Annotated in this window: 23 protein-coding genes; 17 read left to right on the forward strand and 6 right to left on the reverse strand. The window is 69.3% G+C overall.

The window, feature by feature from the left end:
• Positions 1-101: 101 nt before the first annotated feature.
• The 12 genes from hrcA to AB0P08_RS06495 are packed head-to-tail and all read left to right on the forward strand — an operon-like array spanning position 102 to position 10,094.
• Positions 102-1,133 carry a heat-inducible transcriptional repressor HrcA gene (gene hrcA / locus AB0P08_RS06440; RefSeq protein WP_280564282.1) on the forward strand — a complete coding sequence of 344 codons (1,032 nt, stop codon included), beginning with the start codon at positions 102-104 and terminating at the stop codon, positions 1,131-1,133.
• A gap of 36 nt (positions 1,134-1,169) precedes the next feature.
• Entirely contained in the window at positions 1,170-2,282 is a 1,113-nt protein-coding gene (gene dnaJ / locus AB0P08_RS06445) for a molecular chaperone DnaJ (protein ID WP_363588876.1), read from the forward strand.
• Between the two features lie 2 nt (positions 2,283-2,284).
• A complete protein-coding gene (locus AB0P08_RS06450) occupies positions 2,285-3,013 on the forward strand; it encodes a 16S rRNA (uracil(1498)-N(3))-methyltransferase (protein ID WP_363588878.1) in 729 nt (242 codons plus the stop codon).
• A gap of 37 nt (positions 3,014-3,050) precedes the next feature.
• Positions 3,051-3,398: an HIT domain-containing protein gene (locus AB0P08_RS06455; protein WP_101845350.1), complete on the forward strand. Its 348-nt coding sequence runs from the start codon at positions 3,051-3,053 to the stop codon at positions 3,396-3,398.
• A gap of 46 nt (positions 3,399-3,444) precedes the next feature.
• The gene (locus AB0P08_RS06460; RefSeq protein WP_232089241.1) at positions 3,445-4,470 is read left to right on the forward strand and encodes a PhoH family protein; all 1,026 of its coding nucleotides are present in this window, start codon (positions 3,445-3,447) and stop codon (positions 4,468-4,470) included.
• Positions 4,467-4,928 carry an rRNA maturation RNase YbeY gene (gene ybeY / locus AB0P08_RS06465; RefSeq protein ID WP_025103688.1) on the forward strand — a complete coding sequence of 154 codons (462 nt, stop codon included), beginning with the start codon at positions 4,467-4,469 and terminating at the stop codon, positions 4,926-4,928. The genes AB0P08_RS06460 and ybeY overlap by 4 nt, the downstream gene beginning before the upstream one ends.
• On the forward strand, positions 4,925-6,217 hold the full coding sequence (locus AB0P08_RS06470; RefSeq protein WP_259952213.1) for a hemolysin family protein: 1,293 nt from the start codon (positions 4,925-4,927) through the stop codon (positions 6,215-6,217). The genes ybeY and AB0P08_RS06470 overlap by 4 nt, the downstream gene beginning before the upstream one ends.
• The gene (era, locus tag AB0P08_RS06475; protein ID WP_187661663.1) at positions 6,210-7,106 is read left to right on the forward strand and encodes a GTPase Era; all 897 of its coding nucleotides are present in this window, start codon (positions 6,210-6,212) and stop codon (positions 7,104-7,106) included. Before AB0P08_RS06470 ends, era begins: the two co-directional genes overlap by 8 nt.
• Positions 7,107-7,160: 54 nt before the next feature.
• Entirely contained in the window at positions 7,161-7,682 is a 522-nt protein-coding gene (locus tag AB0P08_RS06480; protein WP_363588880.1) for an RNA polymerase sigma factor, read from the forward strand.
• Positions 7,682-8,662, forward strand: a complete 981-nt coding sequence (locus AB0P08_RS06485; RefSeq protein WP_363588882.1) for a hypothetical protein — start codon at positions 7,682-7,684, stop codon at positions 8,660-8,662. Before AB0P08_RS06480 ends, AB0P08_RS06485 begins: the two co-directional genes overlap by 1 nt.
• Positions 8,659-9,135 carry a hypothetical protein gene (locus AB0P08_RS06490; RefSeq protein WP_187661660.1) on the forward strand — a complete coding sequence of 159 codons (477 nt, stop codon included), beginning with the start codon at positions 8,659-8,661 and terminating at the stop codon, positions 9,133-9,135. Before AB0P08_RS06485 ends, AB0P08_RS06490 begins: the two co-directional genes overlap by 4 nt.
• Positions 9,136-9,152: 17 nt before the next feature.
• Complete coding sequence (locus tag AB0P08_RS06495; protein ID WP_363588884.1) at positions 9,153-10,094, forward strand: quinone oxidoreductase family protein; 942 nt, start codon at positions 9,153-9,155, stop codon at positions 10,092-10,094.
• Here the strand turns inward: AB0P08_RS06495 and AB0P08_RS06500 are convergent.
• A complete protein-coding gene (locus tag AB0P08_RS06500) occupies positions 10,091-10,741 on the reverse strand; it encodes a hypothetical protein (RefSeq protein WP_363588886.1) in 651 nt (216 codons plus the stop codon). The two genes, AB0P08_RS06495 and AB0P08_RS06500, sit on opposite strands and share 4 nt — an antisense overlap.
• Before the next feature lie 192 nt (positions 10,742-10,933).
• Here AB0P08_RS06500 and leuA point away from each other — a divergent pair, with 192 nt between their 5' ends.
• On the forward strand, positions 10,934-12,688 hold the full coding sequence (gene leuA, locus AB0P08_RS06505; protein WP_268776204.1) for a 2-isopropylmalate synthase: 1,755 nt from the start codon (positions 10,934-10,936) through the stop codon (positions 12,686-12,688).
• A gap of 73 nt (positions 12,689-12,761) precedes the next feature.
• On the opposite strand, the gene AB0P08_RS06510 is transcribed toward leuA, so the two are convergent.
• Positions 12,762-13,142: a VOC family protein gene (locus tag AB0P08_RS06510; protein ID WP_363588889.1), complete on the reverse strand. Its 381-nt coding sequence runs from the start codon at positions 13,140-13,142 to the stop codon at positions 12,762-12,764.
• Between the two features lie 66 nt (positions 13,143-13,208).
• Between AB0P08_RS06510 and AB0P08_RS06515 the strand changes: the two genes are divergently transcribed.
• Positions 13,209-13,922, forward strand: a complete 714-nt coding sequence (locus tag AB0P08_RS06515) for a TetR/AcrR family transcriptional regulator (protein WP_363588891.1) — start codon at positions 13,209-13,211, stop codon at positions 13,920-13,922.
• A gap of 66 nt (positions 13,923-13,988) precedes the next feature.
• On the opposite strand, the gene AB0P08_RS06520 is transcribed toward AB0P08_RS06515, so the two are convergent.
• On the reverse strand, positions 13,989-14,681 hold the full coding sequence (locus tag AB0P08_RS06520) for a trimeric intracellular cation channel family protein (RefSeq protein WP_101845374.1): 693 nt from the start codon (positions 14,679-14,681) through the stop codon (positions 13,989-13,991).
• 34 nt (positions 14,682-14,715) lie between these two features.
• Between AB0P08_RS06520 and recO the strand changes: the two genes are divergently transcribed.
• The gene (gene recO / locus AB0P08_RS06525) at positions 14,716-15,459 is read left to right on the forward strand and encodes a DNA repair protein RecO (RefSeq protein ID WP_187661653.1); all 744 of its coding nucleotides are present in this window, start codon (positions 14,716-14,718) and stop codon (positions 15,457-15,459) included.
• Complete coding sequence (locus AB0P08_RS06530; RefSeq protein ID WP_259952224.1) at positions 15,456-16,256, forward strand: isoprenyl transferase; 801 nt, start codon at positions 15,456-15,458, stop codon at positions 16,254-16,256. The genes recO and AB0P08_RS06530 overlap by 4 nt, the downstream gene beginning before the upstream one ends.
• Here the strand turns inward: AB0P08_RS06530 and AB0P08_RS06535 are convergent.
• A complete protein-coding gene (locus tag AB0P08_RS06535) occupies positions 16,199-16,663 on the reverse strand; it encodes an AAA family ATPase (RefSeq protein WP_363588893.1) in 465 nt (154 codons plus the stop codon). The two genes, AB0P08_RS06530 and AB0P08_RS06535, sit on opposite strands and share 58 nt — an antisense overlap.
• Positions 16,664-16,715: 52 nt before the next feature.
• On the opposite strand from AB0P08_RS06535, the gene AB0P08_RS06540 reads away from it, so the two are divergent.
• On the forward strand, positions 16,716-17,390 hold the full coding sequence (locus tag AB0P08_RS06540; RefSeq protein WP_085607723.1) for a DsbA family oxidoreductase: 675 nt from the start codon (positions 16,716-16,718) through the stop codon (positions 17,388-17,390).
• Between the two features lie 64 nt (positions 17,391-17,454).
• Here AB0P08_RS06540 and AB0P08_RS06545 read toward each other — a convergent pair whose 3' ends face one another.
• Both AB0P08_RS06545 and AB0P08_RS06550 read right to left on the reverse strand, forming a co-directional pair.
• Positions 17,455-18,651 (reverse strand): metallophosphoesterase family protein, encoded by a 1,197-nt coding sequence (locus tag AB0P08_RS06545; protein ID WP_187661650.1) that lies wholly within the window; start codon positions 18,649-18,651, stop codon positions 17,455-17,457.
• Positions 18,652-18,798: 147 nt separating this feature from the next.
• A complete protein-coding gene (locus tag AB0P08_RS06550) occupies positions 18,799-19,293 on the reverse strand; it encodes a glutathione peroxidase (protein WP_187661649.1) in 495 nt (164 codons plus the stop codon).
• Positions 19,294-19,312: the final 19 nt, after the last annotated feature.

Genomic DNA, 19,312 nt, shown 5'->3' on the forward strand with positions numbered 1-19,312 from the left:
GCCCGAGCCGTCCCGCCTTCGGAGAACTCCCGATCGCAGGAGGTAGGATTGGCACTCAGGGTGGCAGAGTGCCAGCACCCGGTCGGCGGGAAGGAGAACCCATGGTCACAGAGCGAGGGCTGCAGGTTCTCCGCGCGATCGTGCAGGACTACGTCGAGACGCACGAGCCCGTGGGCAGCCGTTCCATCGTCGACCGCCATTCCTTCGGCGTCTCGGCCGCGACGATCCGCAACGACATGGCGCAGCTGGAGGACGAAGAGCTGATCACGGCTCCGCACACGTCGTCCGGGCGCGTCCCCACGGACAAGGGCTACCGGGTGTTCGTGAATCACCTCGCCCAGCTCCGTCCGCTCTCCACCGCGCAGCGCTCGGCCATCGAGTCGTTCCTCGCCGATCCGGCCGACCTCGACGATCTGATGGTCCGTACGGTCCGCGTGCTCACGCAACTCACCGGACAGGTCGCGCTGGCCCAGTACCCGTCGTTCGCGCGGGCCCACGTGACGCACGTCGAACTCGTGACGCTCGCTCCCAACCGGCTCCTCACGGTCCTGGTCACGGACGCCGGCGGGGTATCACAGCGGATCACCGCGCTGCCGGACACGATCGACGAAGCGGACCTCGCGGTGCTGCGCGCTCGACTGTCCGCCCTCATCACCGGGCAGGCGATCGCGGCGGCTTCCGACCGCCTGCAGGCACTCCTCGCCACGGAGGAGACCCCCCAGGACCGCGTTCTCCGCGCCGTCGCCGGAGTCGTGATCGACGAGCTCGGCGGCTTCCGGCAGGAGCGGCTCGTGATGGCGGGCGCGGCGACCCTGGCGCGACGGGAACAGGACTTCCGCGGCAGCATCCACCCCCTCCTCGAGGCCATCGAGGAGCAGGTCACGCTGCTGCGGCTGATGAGCGAGATGGTGCCGGACGAGCACGGCCTCGCGGCGAGCATCGGCACCGAGAACGCCTCCTTCGGGCTCGGCGAGGCGTCGATCGTGGCCAGCAACTACGCGGCACCCTCGGGGACCGCGCGGGTCGGTGTCATGGGACCGACCCGGATGGACTATCCGAGCAACCTCGCAGCGGCACGGGCGGTCGCCCGCTACCTGTCGCGGATGCTCGACGATGACGAGGCCGGCCGCTGAGGCGGCCCCACGGAAAACACGCGCAGAAAGGCGATTGTGGCGGACCACTACGAGGTTCTCGGGGTGTCCCGGGACGCTTCCACCGACGAGATCAAGAAGGCGTATCGGCGCCTGGCACGGCAGCTCCACCCGGACGTGAACCCGGGCGAGGAGGCCGCAGAGAAGTTCAAGCTGGTCACGCACGCCTACGACGTGCTCAGCGACGAGGAGTCGCGCCGCCGCTACGACATGGGTGGCGGTGACGGCGCGAACAGCTTCGGCGGCTTCGGCGGCTTCGGCGACATCTTCGAGACGTTCTTCGGCGCGTCCCAGGGCGGCGGGCGCGGCGCTCGTCCCCGGTCACGACGGGAGCGCGGGCAGGATGCCCTCGTCCGGGTCACACTCGACCTGGGAGACGTGGTCTTCGGTGCGCACCGCGACATCGAGGTGGACACGGCTGTGCTCTGCGAGACCTGTCAGGGCTCGTGCTGCCAGGAGGGCACGTCGCCCGTCACCTGCGACATCTGCGGTGGCACCGGCCACGTGCAGCGTCAGGTGCGCAGTCTGCTCGGCAACGTCGTCACCTCTCAGCCCTGCGGCACCTGCGAGGGCTACGGCACGACCATCCCGTACCCCTGTGGCACCTGCGGCGGTCAGGGACGCGTCCGGTCGCGCCGCACGGTGTCCCTCGACATCCCGGCGGGCGTCGAGACCGGCCTGCGGCTGCAGCTCCCGGGTTCCGGCGAGGTCGGACGCGCCGGTGGCCCGAACGGCGACCTGTACGTCGAGGTGACGGTCAACCCGCACCCCGCGTTCAGCCGCGATGGTGACGACCTGCTCGCCACGCTCGAGGTGTCCATGACCGACGCCATCCTGGGCACCGAGACCTCGATCGAGGGGCTCGACGGGGAGGTCGACCTGGAGATCCGCGCGGGCGTGCAGTCCGGCGACGTGCTGACCATCAAGGGACGGGGCATCACGCCGCTGCGCGGCACCCAGCGTGGCGATCTCCGCGTCGGTGTGCAGGTGGTCACCCCCACCAAGCTCGACTCCGCGCAGCGCAAGCTCATCGAGGACTTCGCGAAGAAGAACAAGGCGCCGGGCCCGCAGCTCGCGCAGTTCCAGCAGGGCCTGTTCTCCAAGCTGCGCGACCGGTTCCGTACTCACTGATCGTGGCGCTGCACTTCCTCGTCGAGTCCGCAGGCGACGCCGCGGTGGGCGGTCTCGTGTCGCTGACGGGCGCCGAGGCCAAGCATGCGGCCGTCGTCCGGCGGCTGCGCGTCGGCGAGGCGGTCACCGTCGGCGACGGCCGAGGTGTCTGGCTGACGGGGGTCGCCGAGGAGGTGTCGCCGTCGCGCGTCGATGTGCGGATCGCCGAGCGCGTCGAGCACGAGCCGGCCAACCCGCGTCTCGTGCTCGTGCAGGCGCTGGCGAAGGGCGACCGCGACGAGCTCGCGGTGCAGGCGGCATGTGAACTGGGCGTCGACGAGATCGTGCCGTGGCAGGCGAGCCGGAGTGTGTCGCGCTGGGAGGGTCCGAAGGCGGTGAAGGGACGCGAGCGCTGGGCGACGATCGTTCGCGAGGCGGCCAAGCAGGCGCACCGGACCTGGGTGCCCGAGGTGGCCGCCCCCGAGTCGACCGCACAGCTCGCGGCGCGCGCGGCGACGCAGCGGGTGGTGCTGCTCGACCCGACCGCTCCCGCCCGGCTCTCCACGCTCGTTCCCGACGACCGTGACCTCGTGCTCGTGGTGGGTCCGGAGGGCGGGATCGCTCCGGAGGAGCTCGAGAAGCTCGCGGCGGCCGGCGCTGAGCGCGTCCTGCTCGGCGACACCGTGTTGCGCACCTCCACTGCGGGACCTGCCGCCATCGCCGTGCTCTCGGTGGCCCTCGGCCGCTGGTGACCGGCCGCGGCCCGCGTCCCCCCAGTAAGCTGAGAGCATGAGCGAACCCTCGATCTTCACGCGCATCCTCACCGGGGACATCCCGGGGGAGATCCTGCTCGACACCGGTCGCGTCTTCGCGATCCGCGACATCGATCCGCAGGCGCCGCTCCATGTACTCGTCATCCCGAAGACCGAGGAGTACCGCGACGTGACCGCACTCGCAGCCGGGGACCCCGAACTGTTGGCGGAGATGGTCGCCGCCGCCAAGCGCATCGCCGAGGAGCATGCCAACGGCGAGTACCGCCTCATCTTCAACAACGGCGCGAGTGTCGCGCAGTCCGTCTTCCACGTGCACGCCCATGTGCTCGGCAACCTCGAGGAGAACAAGCTCGTTGGCTTCTGACGATCAGGAAACCGTCACCGAAAGGCTCTACGCCGACGGTGTCGCGATGGTGCAGCTGCTCGGTCCCCAGGACCGGCTGCTGCGGATGCTGGAGCGGGAGCACCGCGACGTGCAGGTGCTCGTCCGCGGCAACGAGATCACGCTCACGGGTGAGCGCGAGGCCGTCGCCAAGGCCAAGAACCTCGTCGACGAGCTGCTCGCGATGACCAAGGCCGGTCACGACCTCGCCCCGAGCGACGTGTCCAGCTCGGCGCGCATGCTCCGCCAGGAGGGTGGCCCGCGTCCCAGCGAGGTGCTGGGCGAGGCGATCCTGTCCACGCGCGGCAAGGTCATCCGGCCGAAGACGCTCGGCCAGAAGGAGTACGTCGACGCGATCGAGGAGAACACGATCGTGTTCGGCATCGGTCCGGCGGGAACGGGCAAGACCTACCTGGCGATGGCGAAGGCCGTCCAGGCGCTGCAGCGCAAAGAGGTCACGCGCATCATCCTCACGCGTCCGGCGGTCGAGGCGGGGGAGCGCCTCGGGTTCCTCCCCGGCACGCTCACCGACAAGATCGATCCGTACCTGCGGCCGCTCTACGACGCGCTCAACGAGATGATGGACCCGGAGATCGTGCCGCGCCTGATGGCGACCGGGACCATCGAGGTCGCGCCGCTGGCGTACATGCGGGGGCGCACGCTCAACGACTCCTTCGTCGTACTGGACGAGGCGCAGAACACCACGCCCGAGCAGATGAAGATGTTCCTCACCCGTCTCGGGTTCGGGACGAAGATGGTCGTCACCGGCGACATCACCCAGGTCGATCTCCCGCAGGGAGCCTCCGGTCTCCGCCTGGTCACCCGTGTGCTCGACGGCATCGACGACATCCACTTCTCCCGCCTGACCAGCGACGACGTGGTGCGGCACTCGCTGGTCGGTCGCATCGTCGACGCGTACAGCGAGTACGACGAGCGGCGCGTGGCGCAGCGCACCGAGCGCGAGCAAGCGCACGAGTTCGCCAACCGTGCCGAGCGACGCGGTGCCCAGCGACCAGGACCACGCGATCGCATGCCGAAACGAGGGCTCTCATGATCGAGATCAACAACGAGTCGGCGATCGATGTCGACGAGACCGTGCTGCAGCGGCTGACCGACTTCAACCTCGCGCAGCTCCACGTCAGCGCGGACGCCGAGGTCGCCATCGTCCTCGTCGACGAAGGGGCCATGGAGGCGCTGCACGTGCAGTGGATGGACGAGCCGGGCCCGACCGACGTCCTCAGCTTCCCGATGGACGAGCTCCGTCCCGGTACCGAGGACCGGCCGACGCCCCCCGGGCTGCTCGGCGACATCGTCCTCTGCCCGCAGGTCGCGGAGACGCAGGCGCAGGCCGCCGGCCACACGCTGATGGACGAGCTCATCCTGCTCACCACGCACGGACTGCTGCACCTTCTCGGCTTCGATCACGCGGAGCCGGATGAGGAGCGGGAGATGTTCGGTCTGCAGAAGCAGCTCATCCAGGGCTTCGCCGCGTCCGAGCGTCGCCGGCGATGACGGAGCTGCTGCTGCTCGTCGCCGCCGTGCTGCTGGTGGCGTTCGGCGGCCTCATGGCCGCGATCGACGCGGCATACGGCGTGACCTCCCGTGCCGGCCTGGCCGACATGGCGACCGAGGGCCGCCGCGCGAAGGCGCTGGAGCGGATCGCCGGCGACCTCGACGCGCACGTCAACGCGGTCGCCTTCATCCGCGTCCTCGCGGAGGTGACGGCTGCCGTGCTCGTCACCGTGGCGTTCACGATCGTCTTCGAGAACATCTGGTGGGCGATGCTCGCCGCCGCCATCCTGATGACCGGCATCACCTTCGTCCTCGTCGGGGCGAGTCCGCGGACCTTCGGGCATCAGCACGCCGAGAGCATGATCCGGGGGAGCGCGAACGTCGTCCGGGGATTGCGCATCATTCTCGGGCCGATCGCCCAGGGCCTCGTCGTCTTGGGCAACCGCGTCACCCCGGGGACCGGACGCAGCTCATTCTCGAGCGAGGACCAGCTGCTGAGCATGGTCGACGAGGCCGCCTCGAACGATCTCATCGAGGAGGACGACCGCGACCTCATCCACTCGGTGTTCGACTTCACCGACCAGTTCGTCCGCGCGGTGATGGTGCCGCGGACCGAGATGGTCACCGTGGGCGCGGAGGCGACGACCGACGAGGCCATGTCGCTCTTCCTGCACCGCGGCGTGTCCCGGATGCCGGTCGTCGACGATGAGGCCGACGATGTCGTCGGGGTGCTCTACCTCAAGGACCTCGTGCAGTTCGCCTACCGCGACGACAGCGCCTGGCGCGCCGCCTCGATCCGTCCGATCGCTCGGCCTGCCACGTTCGTTCCCGAGTCGATGCGTGCGGAGACGCTGCTGCAGCAGATGAAGCGCGACGCGGTGCACGTGTGTCTCGTGATCGACGAGCACGGCGGCATCTCCGGCCTGGTGACGCTGGAGGACCTCATCGAGGAGCTCGTGGGGGAGATCTCGGACGAGTACGATCAGGTATCCGCCGAGTTCGTCGACCTGGGCGACGGCCGCTATCGCGTGAGCTCCCGGCTCTCGCTGGAGGACGTGGGCGATCTGTTCGGCCTGGAGCTCGAGGACGAGGACGTCGACTCCATCGGCGGTCTGCTCGGCAAGACGCTCGGCCAGGTGCCGCAGCCCGGTGCGACGGCCACCGTCCACGGCCTCGTGCTCACCGGCGGGGCTTCCCGCGGGCGGGGCCGAGGGATCGCGACGGTGTTCGTGGAGCGGGCAGCAGAGCCCGAAGATGTGCAGGATGAAGGAGAACGGCGCGATGACTGAAGACACCCGGAGCGGGTTCGTGACCTTCGTCGGACGGCCGAACGTGGGCAAGTCGACGCTCACCAACGCCCTCGTCGGCGAGAAGATCGCCATCACGAGCGAGAAGCCGCAGACCACGCGTCGAGCGATCCGCGGCATCCTCAACCGCCCGGACGGACAGCTCGTCATCGTCGACACCCCCGGCATCCACAAGCCGCGCACGCTCCTGGGCGAGCGGCTGAACGACCTCGTCGAGCAGGTGCTGGGCGACGTCGATGTGATCGGCTTCTGCGTGCCCGCGACCGAGAAGGTCGGTCCCGGCGATCGCCGCATCGCCGCTTCGCTGGACGGCTACCCGCGCGCGCAGAAGATCGCCATCGTCACGAAGACCGACGCGGCCGGGCGCGATGAGATCACCGAGCGGCTGATGGAGGTGGACTCCCTCCGCGAGGACTGGGCCGCCGTGATCCCGCTGTCGGCGCTGACGCGCGATCAGCTCGAGGTGCTGGCGGACGAGATCCTGCAGCTCATGCCCGAGGGGCCCGCGCTCTACCCCGAGGGGGTCACCACGGACGAGTCGACGGAGGATCGCATCGCCGAGATCATCCGCGAGGCCGCCCTCGACGGCGTGCGCGATGAGCTCCCGCATTCGATCGCCGTCGTGGTCGACGACATCGCCCCGCGCGAGGACAGCGACCTCACCGACGTGCACGCCTCCATCGTGGTCGAGCGGGACAGCCAGAAGGCCATCATCATCGGCCACAAGGGCAAGCGCCTCCGCGACGTGGGTGCCCGCTCCCGCGCGGGGATCGAGGAGCTGCTCGGGACCCGCGTGTTCCTCGGGCTCCACGTCAAGGTCGCGAAGGAGTGGCAGCGCGATCCCAAGCAGCTCGGCCGGCTCGGGTTCTGACATGCAGGCTCGCACGACGTCGGAGGCGGCGGGCAGACCGCCGACCCCACCGACATGATCGGCCGCGGCGAAGACCCGAGCTCGCTGCGGGACCAGATCTTCACACGAGTGTTCGACGAGCACTGGGCGACGGTGCGCCACCATATCGAGGGCGTCGTCCCCGACGACGACGAGGTGAGCGAGATCGTGTCGGAGGTCTTCCTCGCGGCGTGGTCGCGACTCCGACCGACGCGGCCCCCGGGGAGGGTCTGGCTGCTCCGGGAGACCGACCGTCGGTTGCGCGCGCGGTCCCGGCGCTCATCCACCGCCCACGGGGCGATCGACGCCGTGCACTCAGGGCTCTCCGGCGACCCCGAGACCCTCGGCGGATTCGGACGCAGCGAAGTGCTCAGGGCTTTGGGTGTCCTCACTCCGCTGCAACGGCGTATCATCATGCTCACGTACTGGGATGGACTCGTGGTGGGGGAGATCGCGGAGCTGCTGCGCACTTCTGAGTCCCGGGTACGGAAGACGTTGGCTCGTGCCGAGGATCGGCTGCGAGAGACGCTGGGACTGGAGGGGACGGGGAATGCGTGATGAGTGACAATGCTCTGCTCGAGCGCGTTCTCGTCGAGGCCGATCCCGCGCGCACCCCGCGGGACGCCGCTCCGGACGCGCGCGCCATCGCCGCGCGTGATCGCATCATCCGATCTGCTCGTGCGCCGCGACGACCGCGTGCCAGGACGATCGGCTGGGCAGCGGGCCTCACGGCCGTCGCTGCGTCCGCCGCGGTGGCTTTCGGCGTCCTCCTCCCGCAGGGAGCCGCCGTCGCGGGAGCGCCGTCTCCGCTCGTGTTCGAGGCGGCCGGCTCGCTGAGCGATACGGTGGCCGCGGCGGAGGCGGACCTCGAGGTCTTCAGTCCACCCGCGGAACCCGAGCGCTCGACGCGCACGGCGTTCTGGTCGTACAACGTCGAGGTCGACACCGAACGGGCCGAGGTCGTTCCGCAGTTCGCGACCTTCACCTGGGAGGAAGACCTCTCGGGAGAGGCCGTCGCCATCAACGGTGAGCCGTATGCGCCGACGGATGCGGTGGCGAACGGACAGGCCGAGGTGAAGAGCACGGGCGAGGTGGCATCCCGCGTCGTCCTCGCTCCGGGCGAGTTCGTCACTCCTGTCGTCGACGTCCCGGGCGATTCCGCCGCGGACGTGCGGGCGCTGCTGGTCGCCTTCGACATGCCCGAGCAGCCGACCGCGTTCGAGGCGGTCACGGCGATCACCTCCGTCTTCGGGCAGTGGACGCTGACGAACGCGCAGCATGCCGAGTTGCTGACCCTGGTCGAGGAGTCCGGGGGCGCGGAGGCTCTGGGGACGACGAACGATCGTCTCGGCCGCCCGGTCGCCGGGATCCGTGTCATCTCCGCGGACGGCGTCGTCCGTGACGACGTGCTCGTATCGCTCGACACCGGCCGCATCGTGGGTCTCGAACGGACGGTGCTCAAGGACGACGGGGTGTTCCCCGCAGGGGCGATCGTCGACTACCGGATGTGGGACATCGACGAGGAGATGCTGCGATGACACGGCTGCGCATCGCCGTCGTGGTCGGACTGGCGCTGGTGCTGACCGGAGCAGGCGGTCCCGTCGCCGCGGCCACCGCTGAGGAGCCGACGCTCGACCCGTTGATGGTGCGTATCCTCGACGAGGTGCCCGGTGGCGTGGTGATCGACGCCGGCAGCGCCGTCTGGCCGAAGCTCGACATGGAGTACACCTCGAACACCGGGACCGTCCGCACGATGGCGCGAGCGGTCGGGAACTGTGCGACCGGTCGCATCTGCGCGTACCGGGAGCTCAATCGCGTCGGCGCCATGCTGAGCTGGGGAAGCTGTACGACCATCGCGATCCCTTCCTCCTTCGCGACGAAGTCGGCGGCGAACGCCCGCACCTCCGGTTACATGCAGGTCCGGAACGGCAGCTCGGTCCTGGCGACGGTCTCCGCCAACGCGTGGAGCAACGTCTCCGGTTCCGCGACCAACATCCGCTGCTTCCTCTGACGGCAGGACGGCTGACCATGGCGAGGCACTGGGTCGCGACGGCGGCGGGATCTCCCGAGTCGTGGGAGTTCGGGGAGTACGAGCCCGCGGCGCCGGGCGAGGGTGAGGTCACGATCCGCGTCCGGGCCGCGGGGGTGAATCCGGCCGACGCGAAACATGTCGCTGCCGCTCGACCAGGGCTCGAGTTCCCGGTGCCGATCGGCTACGAGGTCTCGGGTGAGCTCGCGGCGATCGGCCCCGCGACCCGCATCGGTTCCGGTGAGGCCGAGGTCGGCGATGAGGTCGTGGCGTTCCGCGTGCGGGGCGGTTACGCGACCGAGGTTACGGTACCCGCGGCGAAGGTGTTCGCGAAGCCGTCCACGCTCACCCACCCGGAAGCGGCCAACCTCCTGCTCGTCGGCACGACGGCCGCGGAGATGCTCGCCGTCACCGGGGCGTCGCCGGGGGAGACGGTTTTGCTGCACGGGGCGTCGGGCGCGGTCGGTGTCAGCGTGCTGCAGCAGGCGCGGCTCCGGGACGTCCGGGTCATCGGCACCGCCAGCCCCGAACGCTTCGACGAGGTGCGACGTTTCGGCGGGGTCCCGGTGGCCTACGGGCGGGGCCTCGCTGATCGGGTACGAGCGCTGGCCGACGGACCGATCGCCGCGGCTCTGGATGCTGTGGGCACCGACGAGGCGATCGACGTGTCCCTCGCCCTGGTGCCCGATCGCCGCCGCGTCGTCACGATCGCGAACTTCGCGCGGGCATCGGCCGACGGGTTCCTCGCGATCGCGGGGTCGATGCCGGACAGTGCACGATTCCGCGACGAGGTGCGCAGCGAACTCGTCGCCCTGGCGCAGAACGGCGACCTGGTGGTTCCGCTCGCGCGCACGTTCCCGCTCGCCGAGGCGCCGGCCGCGCACAGGCTCCTCGCCACAGGGCACCCGGGCGGCAAGCTCGCGCTGGTCACCGACGCCTAGTCGATCTCGCGGAGCGCGGACGTGACGATGACCACGTCCTCGCCGTACTCGGCGTCGACCGCGTCCTGCAGCGTCCCGTCATCCCAGACGACCTGGAGCCACACGTAGCCGCGGTCTATCGACACGGCGAGCGCGTCCGCGCCGAGGCGTCCGGCGATGTCGTGCTGCACGCGGTCGAGCTCATCCGCCGTGCTCGCGCCGTCCGCGCCGTCTGTCGGATCCTCCGGAGCCGTCGGATCGTAGAGCGCGAGGAGGGCGGGCGGTGCGGTCACCGTGAACCGCTCGCCGTCCCAGGTGCCGGTGACCGCGTAGGCCCCCCAGCGCGTCTCCCCGGACGCCTCGCTGCCGTCCACACCGTCCCAGCTCCACTCGTCGAGCGCGACTCCGTCGCACTGCGGCGGATACGACTCGCGGATCGCACCGAGACACAGCCGGACCTCCCCGGATTCGTCGAGGACCGTTCCCGTGGCGACCACGGTCCCCTCCGGTGGTGCGGGCTCCGCCTCTTCCAGGCGGGTGTCCGACGGGACCGTCGTGCTGGTCGGCGGCGCCGATGCTCCTGGGCTCGCGGCGCAGCCGGCCAGCAGCAACAGCACTGCCGTCGCGACGCCGACGGCGGTGACAGGGCGGTCGCGGAAGGTGCTCATACCGACCAGTGTCGCGCGCACTCGCATCGTCTCGGGGCGTCGAAACACCCGCGGCTTCCCTGCTAGCATGACCACATGCCTTTCGGCGGTCTGCTTCTTCTTAGCTGCCGCGACGAGTCCTAAAGCTAGGGCCTTCCTCGTCGCGGCGCTTGTGTTGGCCCGTTCATCTTGACGAAGAGAAGAAGCCCCATCATGCAGAACACTCAGCGCCCGTCCGCGATGCCGATCCACAAGTACCGGCCGTTCCACGAGCAGATCACCGTCCACTTGCCTGATCGCACGTGGCCCGACGCCCGCATCACCGAGGCCCCCCGCTGGTGCGCGGTCGACCTCCGCGACGGCAACCAGGCCCTCATCGATCCGATGTCGCCCGAGCGCAAGCGCGTCATGTTCGAGCTGCTCGTGAGCATGGGCTACAAGGAGATCGAGGTCGGCTTCCCGTCGGCGAGCCAGACCGACTTCGACTTCGTGCGCCAGCTCATCGAGGAGAACGTCATCCCGGACGACGTCACGATCCAGGTCCTGACGCAGGCGCGCGAGCACCTGATCGCTCGCACCTACGAGGCGATCGCGGGAGCCAAGCAGGCCATCGTGCACCTCTACAACTCCACGAGCGTTTTGCAGCGCGAGGTGGTCTTCCGCACCGACAAGCAGGGTATCATCGACATCGCGCTCGAGGGCGCTCGGCTGTGCCGCCAGTTCGAGAAGACCATCCCCGACACGCAGGTGTACTACGAGTACTCCCCGGAGAGCTACACCGGCACCGAGCTGGAGTTCGCGGTCGACGTCTGCAACCAGGTCATCGAGATCTTCGAGCCCACGCCGGACCGCAAGGTGATCATCAACCTCCCCGCGACGGTGGAGATGGCGACGCCGAACATCTACGCCGACTCGATCGAGTGGATGAGCCGTCACCTCGCCCACCGCGAGAACGTCATCCTGTCGCTGCACCCGCACAACGACCGCGGCACCGCGATCGCCGCGGCCGAGCTGGGCTACATGGCCGGCGCCGACCGTATCGAGGGCTGCCTGTTCGGCAACGGCGAGCGCACCGGCAACGTCGACCTCGTCGCGCTGGGCATCAACATGTTCACTCAGGGCATCGACCCGCAGATCGACTTCAGCGATATCGACCAGGTCAAGCGGACGGTCGAGTACTGCAACCAGCTGCCGGTGCCGGAGCGCAGCCCGTGGGCCGGCGACCTCGTCTTCACCGCGTTCAGCGGTTCGCACCAGGACGCCATCAAGAAGGGCTTCGAGGCCATGGCCGCCAAGGCCGAGGCGCAGGGCGTGACGGTCGACGAGATCGAGTGGGCCGTGCCGTACCTGCCCGTCGATCCGAAGGACCTCGGCCGCTCGTACGAGGCCGTCATCCGCGTGAACTCCCAGTCGGGCAAGGGCGGGGTCGCGTACCTGCTCAAGTCCGACCACGCGATCGACCTGCCGCGCAAGCTCCAGATCGAGTTCTCCGGGGTCGTGCAGGCCAAGACGGATGCCGAGGGCGGAGAGGTCACCAGCGAGCAGATCTGGTCGATCTTCACGGACGAATACCTGCCCGCCGCCGACACCGAGGCCAAGTGGGGGCGGTTCGAGCTGCTCGCCACGCAGACCAGGAGTGACATGTCCGGTGACGTGGTGCTCGACGTCGTGCTGCGGGACGACGATCAGGAGGTCTCGGTGTCTGGCAACGGCAACGGTCCGGTCGCGGCGTTCGTCGAGGTGCTCCGGGGCCAGGGCTTCGACATCACGGTCTACGACTACGTCGAGCACGCTCTCAGCGCCGGCGGCGACGCGCAGGCCGCGGCCTACGTCGAGCTGCAGGTCGGCGACCAGCGCCTGTGGGGAGTCGGCATCGACGGCGACATCTCGACCGCGTCGCTCAAGGCGATCGTGTCCGGCGTGAACCGCTCGATCCGCAGCCGTCAGCAGGAGCTGGCCGCCGTCTGATCTTCCTTCGAATCGCGCGATCGGTCGTATCCGGCCACCGGATGGAACCATTCGCGCGATTCGAAGGAGGGGGTCAGTCCACCCACTGCACCAGCTGCCAGATGAGGCCGTTGGGATCGGCGAACTGGCAGTAGCGCTCGCCCCACGGCTCGGTCTCGGGAGCGGTGACCACCCGCGCACCCGCGGCGGCGATACGGGCGAACTCCCGGTCGATCTCGTCGACGACGAAGACGATCAGGGTGCCTTGACCGGCGGATCCGGCGATCTCCTCCGGACGGAACGTCGGGAGGCCGGTCTCGAGGAAGATGACGTTCGGGACGGGTCCCGGGTGCTGCAACGAGACGAAGCCCTCCGCGGACATCGCCTCCTCGAAGCCGAAATGCGTCATGGCGAAGGCGGCGGAGGCCGCCACGTCGGGGACGTTGAGCGAGAGGGCGGTCTGAGTGAGGTTCACGATGCTCCATTCCAAAAGTCTGTACAGCGTACAGGGTTAAGTCCGGAGCGGTCTAGGCTATTCCCGATGACCAGGAATCTCGTCGATCTGCTCTGGCGGCACAGCCCCGCGGCTCCCGTGACTCGGCAGCGCGGTCCGAAGGCGCGCCACTCGACGGATGACGTCGTGGATCGTGCCGTGGCGCTGGCTGACGCAGAGGGCCTCGGCGCGGTGACGATCCGGTCTCTCGCGCAGTGTCTCGAGCTGACTCCGATGTCGATCTACACGCACGTCAACAGCCGCGCCGACCTGCTCGTCCTGATGGCGGATGCGATGCACGCCAGGATGCCCACCGAGCCTGCACCGGCGTCCGGGTGGCGCGCGGAGGTCCGGGCGGTCGCCGAGGACAACCTGCGCCTCCTCCGGGCTCACCCCTGGCTCATCGACATCCGCGATCCACGTGTCGCCCTCGGCCCTGGAACCATCGCCAAGTACGACCGGGAACTCCACGCTTTCGACGGCCTCGGCCTCACCGCCGTGGATCGTGATGCGGCGCTGAGCTTCGTGCTCGACTTCACTCTCTCCGCGGCAGCACGCATGCGGGAGGAGGAGAGCGCGGATTCGTTCGCGGCCTCGTGGGCAGAGGCCGCACCGCGTCTGGCGGCCTATCTCGGTGACGGGATGCCGCTCGCCCGGTCAGTGGGTCAGGCTGCCGGGGAGTCGATGGGCGCCCCCTACGACGCTCGAGCAGCCTGGGACTTCGGTCTCGCGCGCGTGATCGACGGGCTCGCCGGCACCTGACCCTCCTTCGAATCGCGCGATTGGTCGTATCCGGCTGCGGGATGGAGCCAATCGCGCGACTCGAAGTCAGTCCTGGGGCTTCACGATCGCGATGGCGCCGGTCTCCGCGGCGACCTTGCGGCGGTACAGACGGCGCTGCTCCGGAAGCGAGACGTCGAACGTCACGGCGAGGATGCGGATCACAGCCGTCACGACGATGCCGATGACCGCCGCGAGCGGGATCGGCATGCCGACCGCGTTCGCGACGACGATGAACGTGCAGCCGGCCGCGGCGGCCACCGCGTACAGGGAGCCGACGTGCATGATGGCGGTCGGCAGCCCCATGAGCATGTCGCGGAGGACGCTCCCGCCGACCGCGGCGCACACGCCGATGAAGACCGCGGGTACTTCGGGGATGCCGAAGGCGAGGGCCTTGCTCGTTCCGAAGGCGCCGAACATGCCGATCACCACGGCGTCGAGCACGACGATCGCGGTGTTGAGTCGCGTGAAGAGTCCGGCCAGGAGCATGCCGAGCAGCGCGGCACCCGCGGCCGTGACCAGGTACCACTGGTTCTGCAGCGTCGCGGGAGTCTGTCCGAGCAGGATGTCGCGGATGAGACCGCCACCCATGCCGATCATGATCCCGATGATCGCGACGCCCAGCCAGTCGAGCCGACGCTGCCCTTGGAACCCGGCGGCGAACATCGCACCCTGCACTCCGCCGAGGCCGACGCCGAGGAGGTCCGCCCACAGCGGAATGGTGAAGAGCGGTTCGGTCACGCGTCCATTGTCGCGCACGGAGGATAATCGAAGGGTGCCCACCTACCGAGACGAAGCGGTGATCCTGCGCACCCACAAACTGGGGGAGGCGGATCGCATCGTCACGATGCTGTCCCGGCGGCACGGAAAGGTGCGCGCGGTCGCGAAGGGTGTGCGTCGCACCTCGTCGAAGTTCGGCTCCCGCCTCGAGCCGTTCATGGTCGCGGACGTGCAGCTCTACGAAGGCCGCTCGCTCGACATCGTGCAGCAGGCCGAGTCGCTCGGGGCTTATGGCACGGACATCGCCGCCCATTACGACCGGTTCACCGCCGCGAACGCCATGGTCGAGACGGCGGATCGGCTCAGCGACGCCGAGGCCACCCCGGAGCAGTACCTCCTGCTCGTCGGCGGGCTGCGGGCACTGTCCCGCGGCGAGCACGCCCCGCGCAGCATCCTCGACTCGTACCTGCTGCGGGTCATGTCCCTCTCCGGGTGGGCGCCGTCCCTCGAGGACTGCGCGCGATGTGGAGCCCCGGGGCCGCACTCCGTCTTCGTCGCGCAGCTCGGCGGCCTGGTCTGCCGTGCCGACGCGCCCGCCGGGAGCCCCCGGATCGCCGAGAAGACCCTGACGCTGCTGCGCGCGCTGATCCGCGGGGACTGGGACCTCATCGACGCCGCCCCGCACGCCGACACGGCGGCTGCATCCGGCCTCGTCGCGGCGTATGCCCAGTGGCACCTGGAGCGCGGCATCCGCTCGCTCGCGCACGTCTCGTCCACCCCCGGAGAAGGAGCACGGTGAGCCCGAAGCCCTACACGCACAAGGACGCGGTGCCCTACCGGCCGATCGACTGGACGGGCGTGTATCCGCCCGCGTTCCCCGCCGTCCCGGAGCACGTCGCCATCGTCATGGACGGCAACGGCCGTTGGGCGAACCGCCGGGGGCTCAACCGCATCGAGGGGCACAAGGCAGGGGAGGAGGTGCTGCTGGACGTCGTCGCCGGCGCGATCCAGGCCGGCGTGAAACACCTCTCCGTCTATGCGTTCTCCACCGAGAACTGGGCTCGTTCGCCGGAGGAGGTCCGCTTCCTCATGGGCTACAACCGCGATGTGCTGCACCGCCGTCGCGATCAGCTCAACGAGTGGGGCGTGCGGGTCCGGTGGGCCGGGCGCAAGCCGCGCCTGTGGGGCAGCGTCATCAAGGAGCTGCAGTATGCCGAGCAGCTCACCCGCGACAACGACGTGCTCACCCTCACCATGTGCGTCAACTACGGCGGACGGATCGAGCTCGTCGACGCGATGCGGGCGATCGCGGCCGATGTCGCGGCCGGGCGGGTGAAGCCGAACGCGATCAGCGAGAAGATGATCCGCCGGCACCTGTACGTGCCGGACATGCCGGACGTGGACCTGTTCCTGCGCAGCTCGGGGGAGCAGCGCACCTCGAACTTCCTGCTGTGGCAGTCGGCCTACGCCGAGATGGTGTTCCTCGACACGCTGTGGCCGGACTTCTCCCGCGAGGAGCTCTGGCGTGCGATCGGTGTCTACCTCTCCCGCGACCGTCGCTTCGGCGGCGCGGTGGACACCCCGACGTCGGCCTGAGCCCGCAGCCAGCGCCAGATCGGCTTTTCGACGTTCCCGTTCCACATCCGGGTGCGGAGGATGCTGCGGCTGAGGGTGCGTCGGAGCAGACGCGACCGCACCACGCGGTACGGGTAGTCGAGCCAGACCGCGAGCTGCGCCCTCGGAGTCAGGATCCCGTCGGTGCCCTTGCTCGTGTACTGCCACTCGGTCACCCAGCGCTCGTCCGCCGCGAAGGCGCGCACGTCGTCGAGGAACTCCGCCCGCGGGGTCCACTCCGGACCGTGGAACAGGCCGTCGATCTCCACGTGCCGCAGCTCCCAGAGCGCGGCGAGTCGCCGGGAGAGTGTCGTCTTCCCCGAGCCGGTGACACCGGCGACGAGCACGCGCTCGGGCCGGAAGGGAAGCGGATCATCGGCGGAGAGCATCCGAGGATTCTACTGACGGAATACGTCGGACGCGCGGGCGGTTGACCATCGTGTGACTGAACCCATCTCCATCGACATCTGGTCCGACATCGCCTGCCCCTGGTGCTACATCGGCAAGCGCAACCTCGAGAAGGGTCTCGAAGCCGTCGCGGCCGATGAGGATGCTCCGCAGGTCACCGTCACCTTCCACTCGTTCGAGCTCTCGCCCGACACCCCCGTCGACTTCGACGGCGACGAGATCGACTTCCTCTCCGGTCACAAGGGCATGCCGCGCACGCAGGTCGAGCAGATGCTGGCCAACGTCACGAACGTCGCCGCGAACGCGGGCCTGCAGTACCGGTTCGACCTGCTGCAGCACACGAACACCGTGAAGGCGCACGAGCTGCTGCACTTCGCGAAGGCCGAGGGGCGCCAGCACGAGATGGAGGAGCGGCTCATGTCCGCGTACTTCACCGAGGGCAAGCATGTGGGGCGCATCGACGACCTCGTGGCCCTCGCGGCCGAGGTCGGCCTCGATGCCGATCGCGCCCGCGCCGCGCTCGAGAGCGAGCAGTACCTCGCCGATGTCCGCCAGGACCAGGCGCAGGCTCGCGCGTACGGGATCCAGGGCGTGCCGTTCTTCGTGGTCGACGGTCAGTACGGCATCAGCGGCGCGCAGCCGCCTGCGGCGTTCGAGAACGTCATCCGCGACCTCTGGGCGCAGCGGAGCGCTGCCGTCGAGGCCTGACCCGCTCCGGCAGGCGACGGCGGGGACCCCGGGTCGGGGGTCCCCGCCGTTTCGCCGCCTGGCCTCAGATGCGCTGCTGGCGGGGGCCGAGGGGCAGCGGCTTCATCGGCTGATCGTTCGCGGTCAGGTCGATGCCCAGGTCCCTGGCGTAGACGACCCTTGTGGTGATCGCGACGTCCTCGCCGGTCTCCTTCAGCTCGAAGACCCGGCCCCCACGCATGCGGTTGCGCTCGGCGCCGGAGAGGCCGTACGCGCCGAAGCCGGTTCCCGGGGCGTATCCGAGCATCACGCCGTAGTAGTCGCCGACGTAGTCGTTGATGTGATCGTGTCCGACGAACACGCCCTTCACGTCGCCGCGCTCGAGGATCGCGTTGAACATCCCCGAGTTGAACGGACCGGGGCATTCGTCCTCGTTGCGCTCCCCGACGATGCCGTGACGGGCCTTGCCGCGCGCGGCGTCGGCCGCCGTGCGGGTGTCGACGCCACCCCACCACATGAAGCGGTGCTCCCACAGTGCGATGTGCAGGAACATGAGCCCGGGGACCTTGCGGCCGCGGCGCTGCTCCAGACGCTGTGACTGCTCGCGGTACCACGCCACCTGGTCCATGCGCAGCCAATCCCACGCGGGGTAGCCGGCGAAGTCCTGGCCGTCGATGGCATCCGGCGCGTACCGGCCCGAGTCCATCAGCCAGAGCGCGAACGCCTCCCGGTTCTTCTTCGCAGCGGAGCCGATCGTGACGATCGTGTTGCTCGTGCCCGTCACGCCGCGGGTGTTCTCGGCGTTCACGTTGTACTCGTACGAGCGGTAGATCTTCAGCATCCCCGCTTCATCGACACCGGACTGCGGCAGCGAGTCCTCGTCGTGGTTGCCATAGGTCACCGCCCATGGGATGCGGCGGGACTCCATCGGCATGACGACGTTGTTGATCGCCTGCTTCACGGCCAGCCGCGTCTCGCACCCGCCGGTGATCACGTCGCCGTTGATGACCACGAAGTCCGGCTTCTCCTGGTCGAGCACCTTCTCCATCAGCTCGACGGTGCGGCGGTCGGTGAGCTCGTCGTCCTGCGTGTCGTTGAACTGCACGACCTTGAAGGTGCCGTCGGCGCGGAACCGCAGGTTCCGCCGCTGTCCGGTGCCGGGCGAGGCGGGAACCGTCGCCGCTGCGGCGGGCGCGGTGCCGAGGGGGAGGGTGGTGCCGAGTGCACCGAGTGCTCCCGCGGTGAGGACGGTTCGCCGGCTGATCGGCAGTCGGTCGGGCATGCGTGGTCTCCTTCGTCTTCGGGCGGATATCGCCGCCGCGAGACTAGGGACGTCAGATGTCGACGGGGAGGCCGGAAGGTGAACGCGGCCCGTCTCCGCGGGGCCGCGGGAGCGGTGCCCACGTGACGTGGAGGTGAACGACCGGACTCAGCGGGGGAGAGCGGCCTCGATCGCCTCGACGATCTCCGGCGCATCGGGCTTCTGCTTGGGACGGAAGCGCAGCACGTCGCCGTCCGGCAGCACGAGGAACTTCTCGAAGTTCCACTCGACGCGGCCGGCCTTGCCACCCGCGTCCGGCGTCTCCTTGAGTGCCTTGTAGAGCTCCGCGGCGTTCTTGCCGTTGACCTTGACCTTGTCGTTCACCGGGAAGGAGACGCCATAGGTCGTGGAGCAGAATTCGAGGATCTCGTCGACCGAACCGGGCTCCTGACCGAAGAACTGGTTGCAGGGGAACCCCACCACCGTGAAGCCGCGGTCGCCGAATCGGCGCTGCAGCTCCTCCAGCTGCTCGTACTGCGGGGTGAGGCCGCACTTGGAGGCCACGTTCACCACGAGCACCACATCGGCACCCAGATCGTCCAGAGTCTTCTCCTGCCCCTGGGCGTCGGTGAAGGGGATGGAACGGAGCGCGGAATCGGTCATATGCACAGCTTAGGTCGCC

This window comes from Microbacterium meiriae (assembly GCF_040686935.1).
GTDB classification, from domain to species: Bacteria; Actinomycetota; Actinomycetes; order Actinomycetales; family Microbacteriaceae; genus Microbacterium; species Microbacterium meiriae.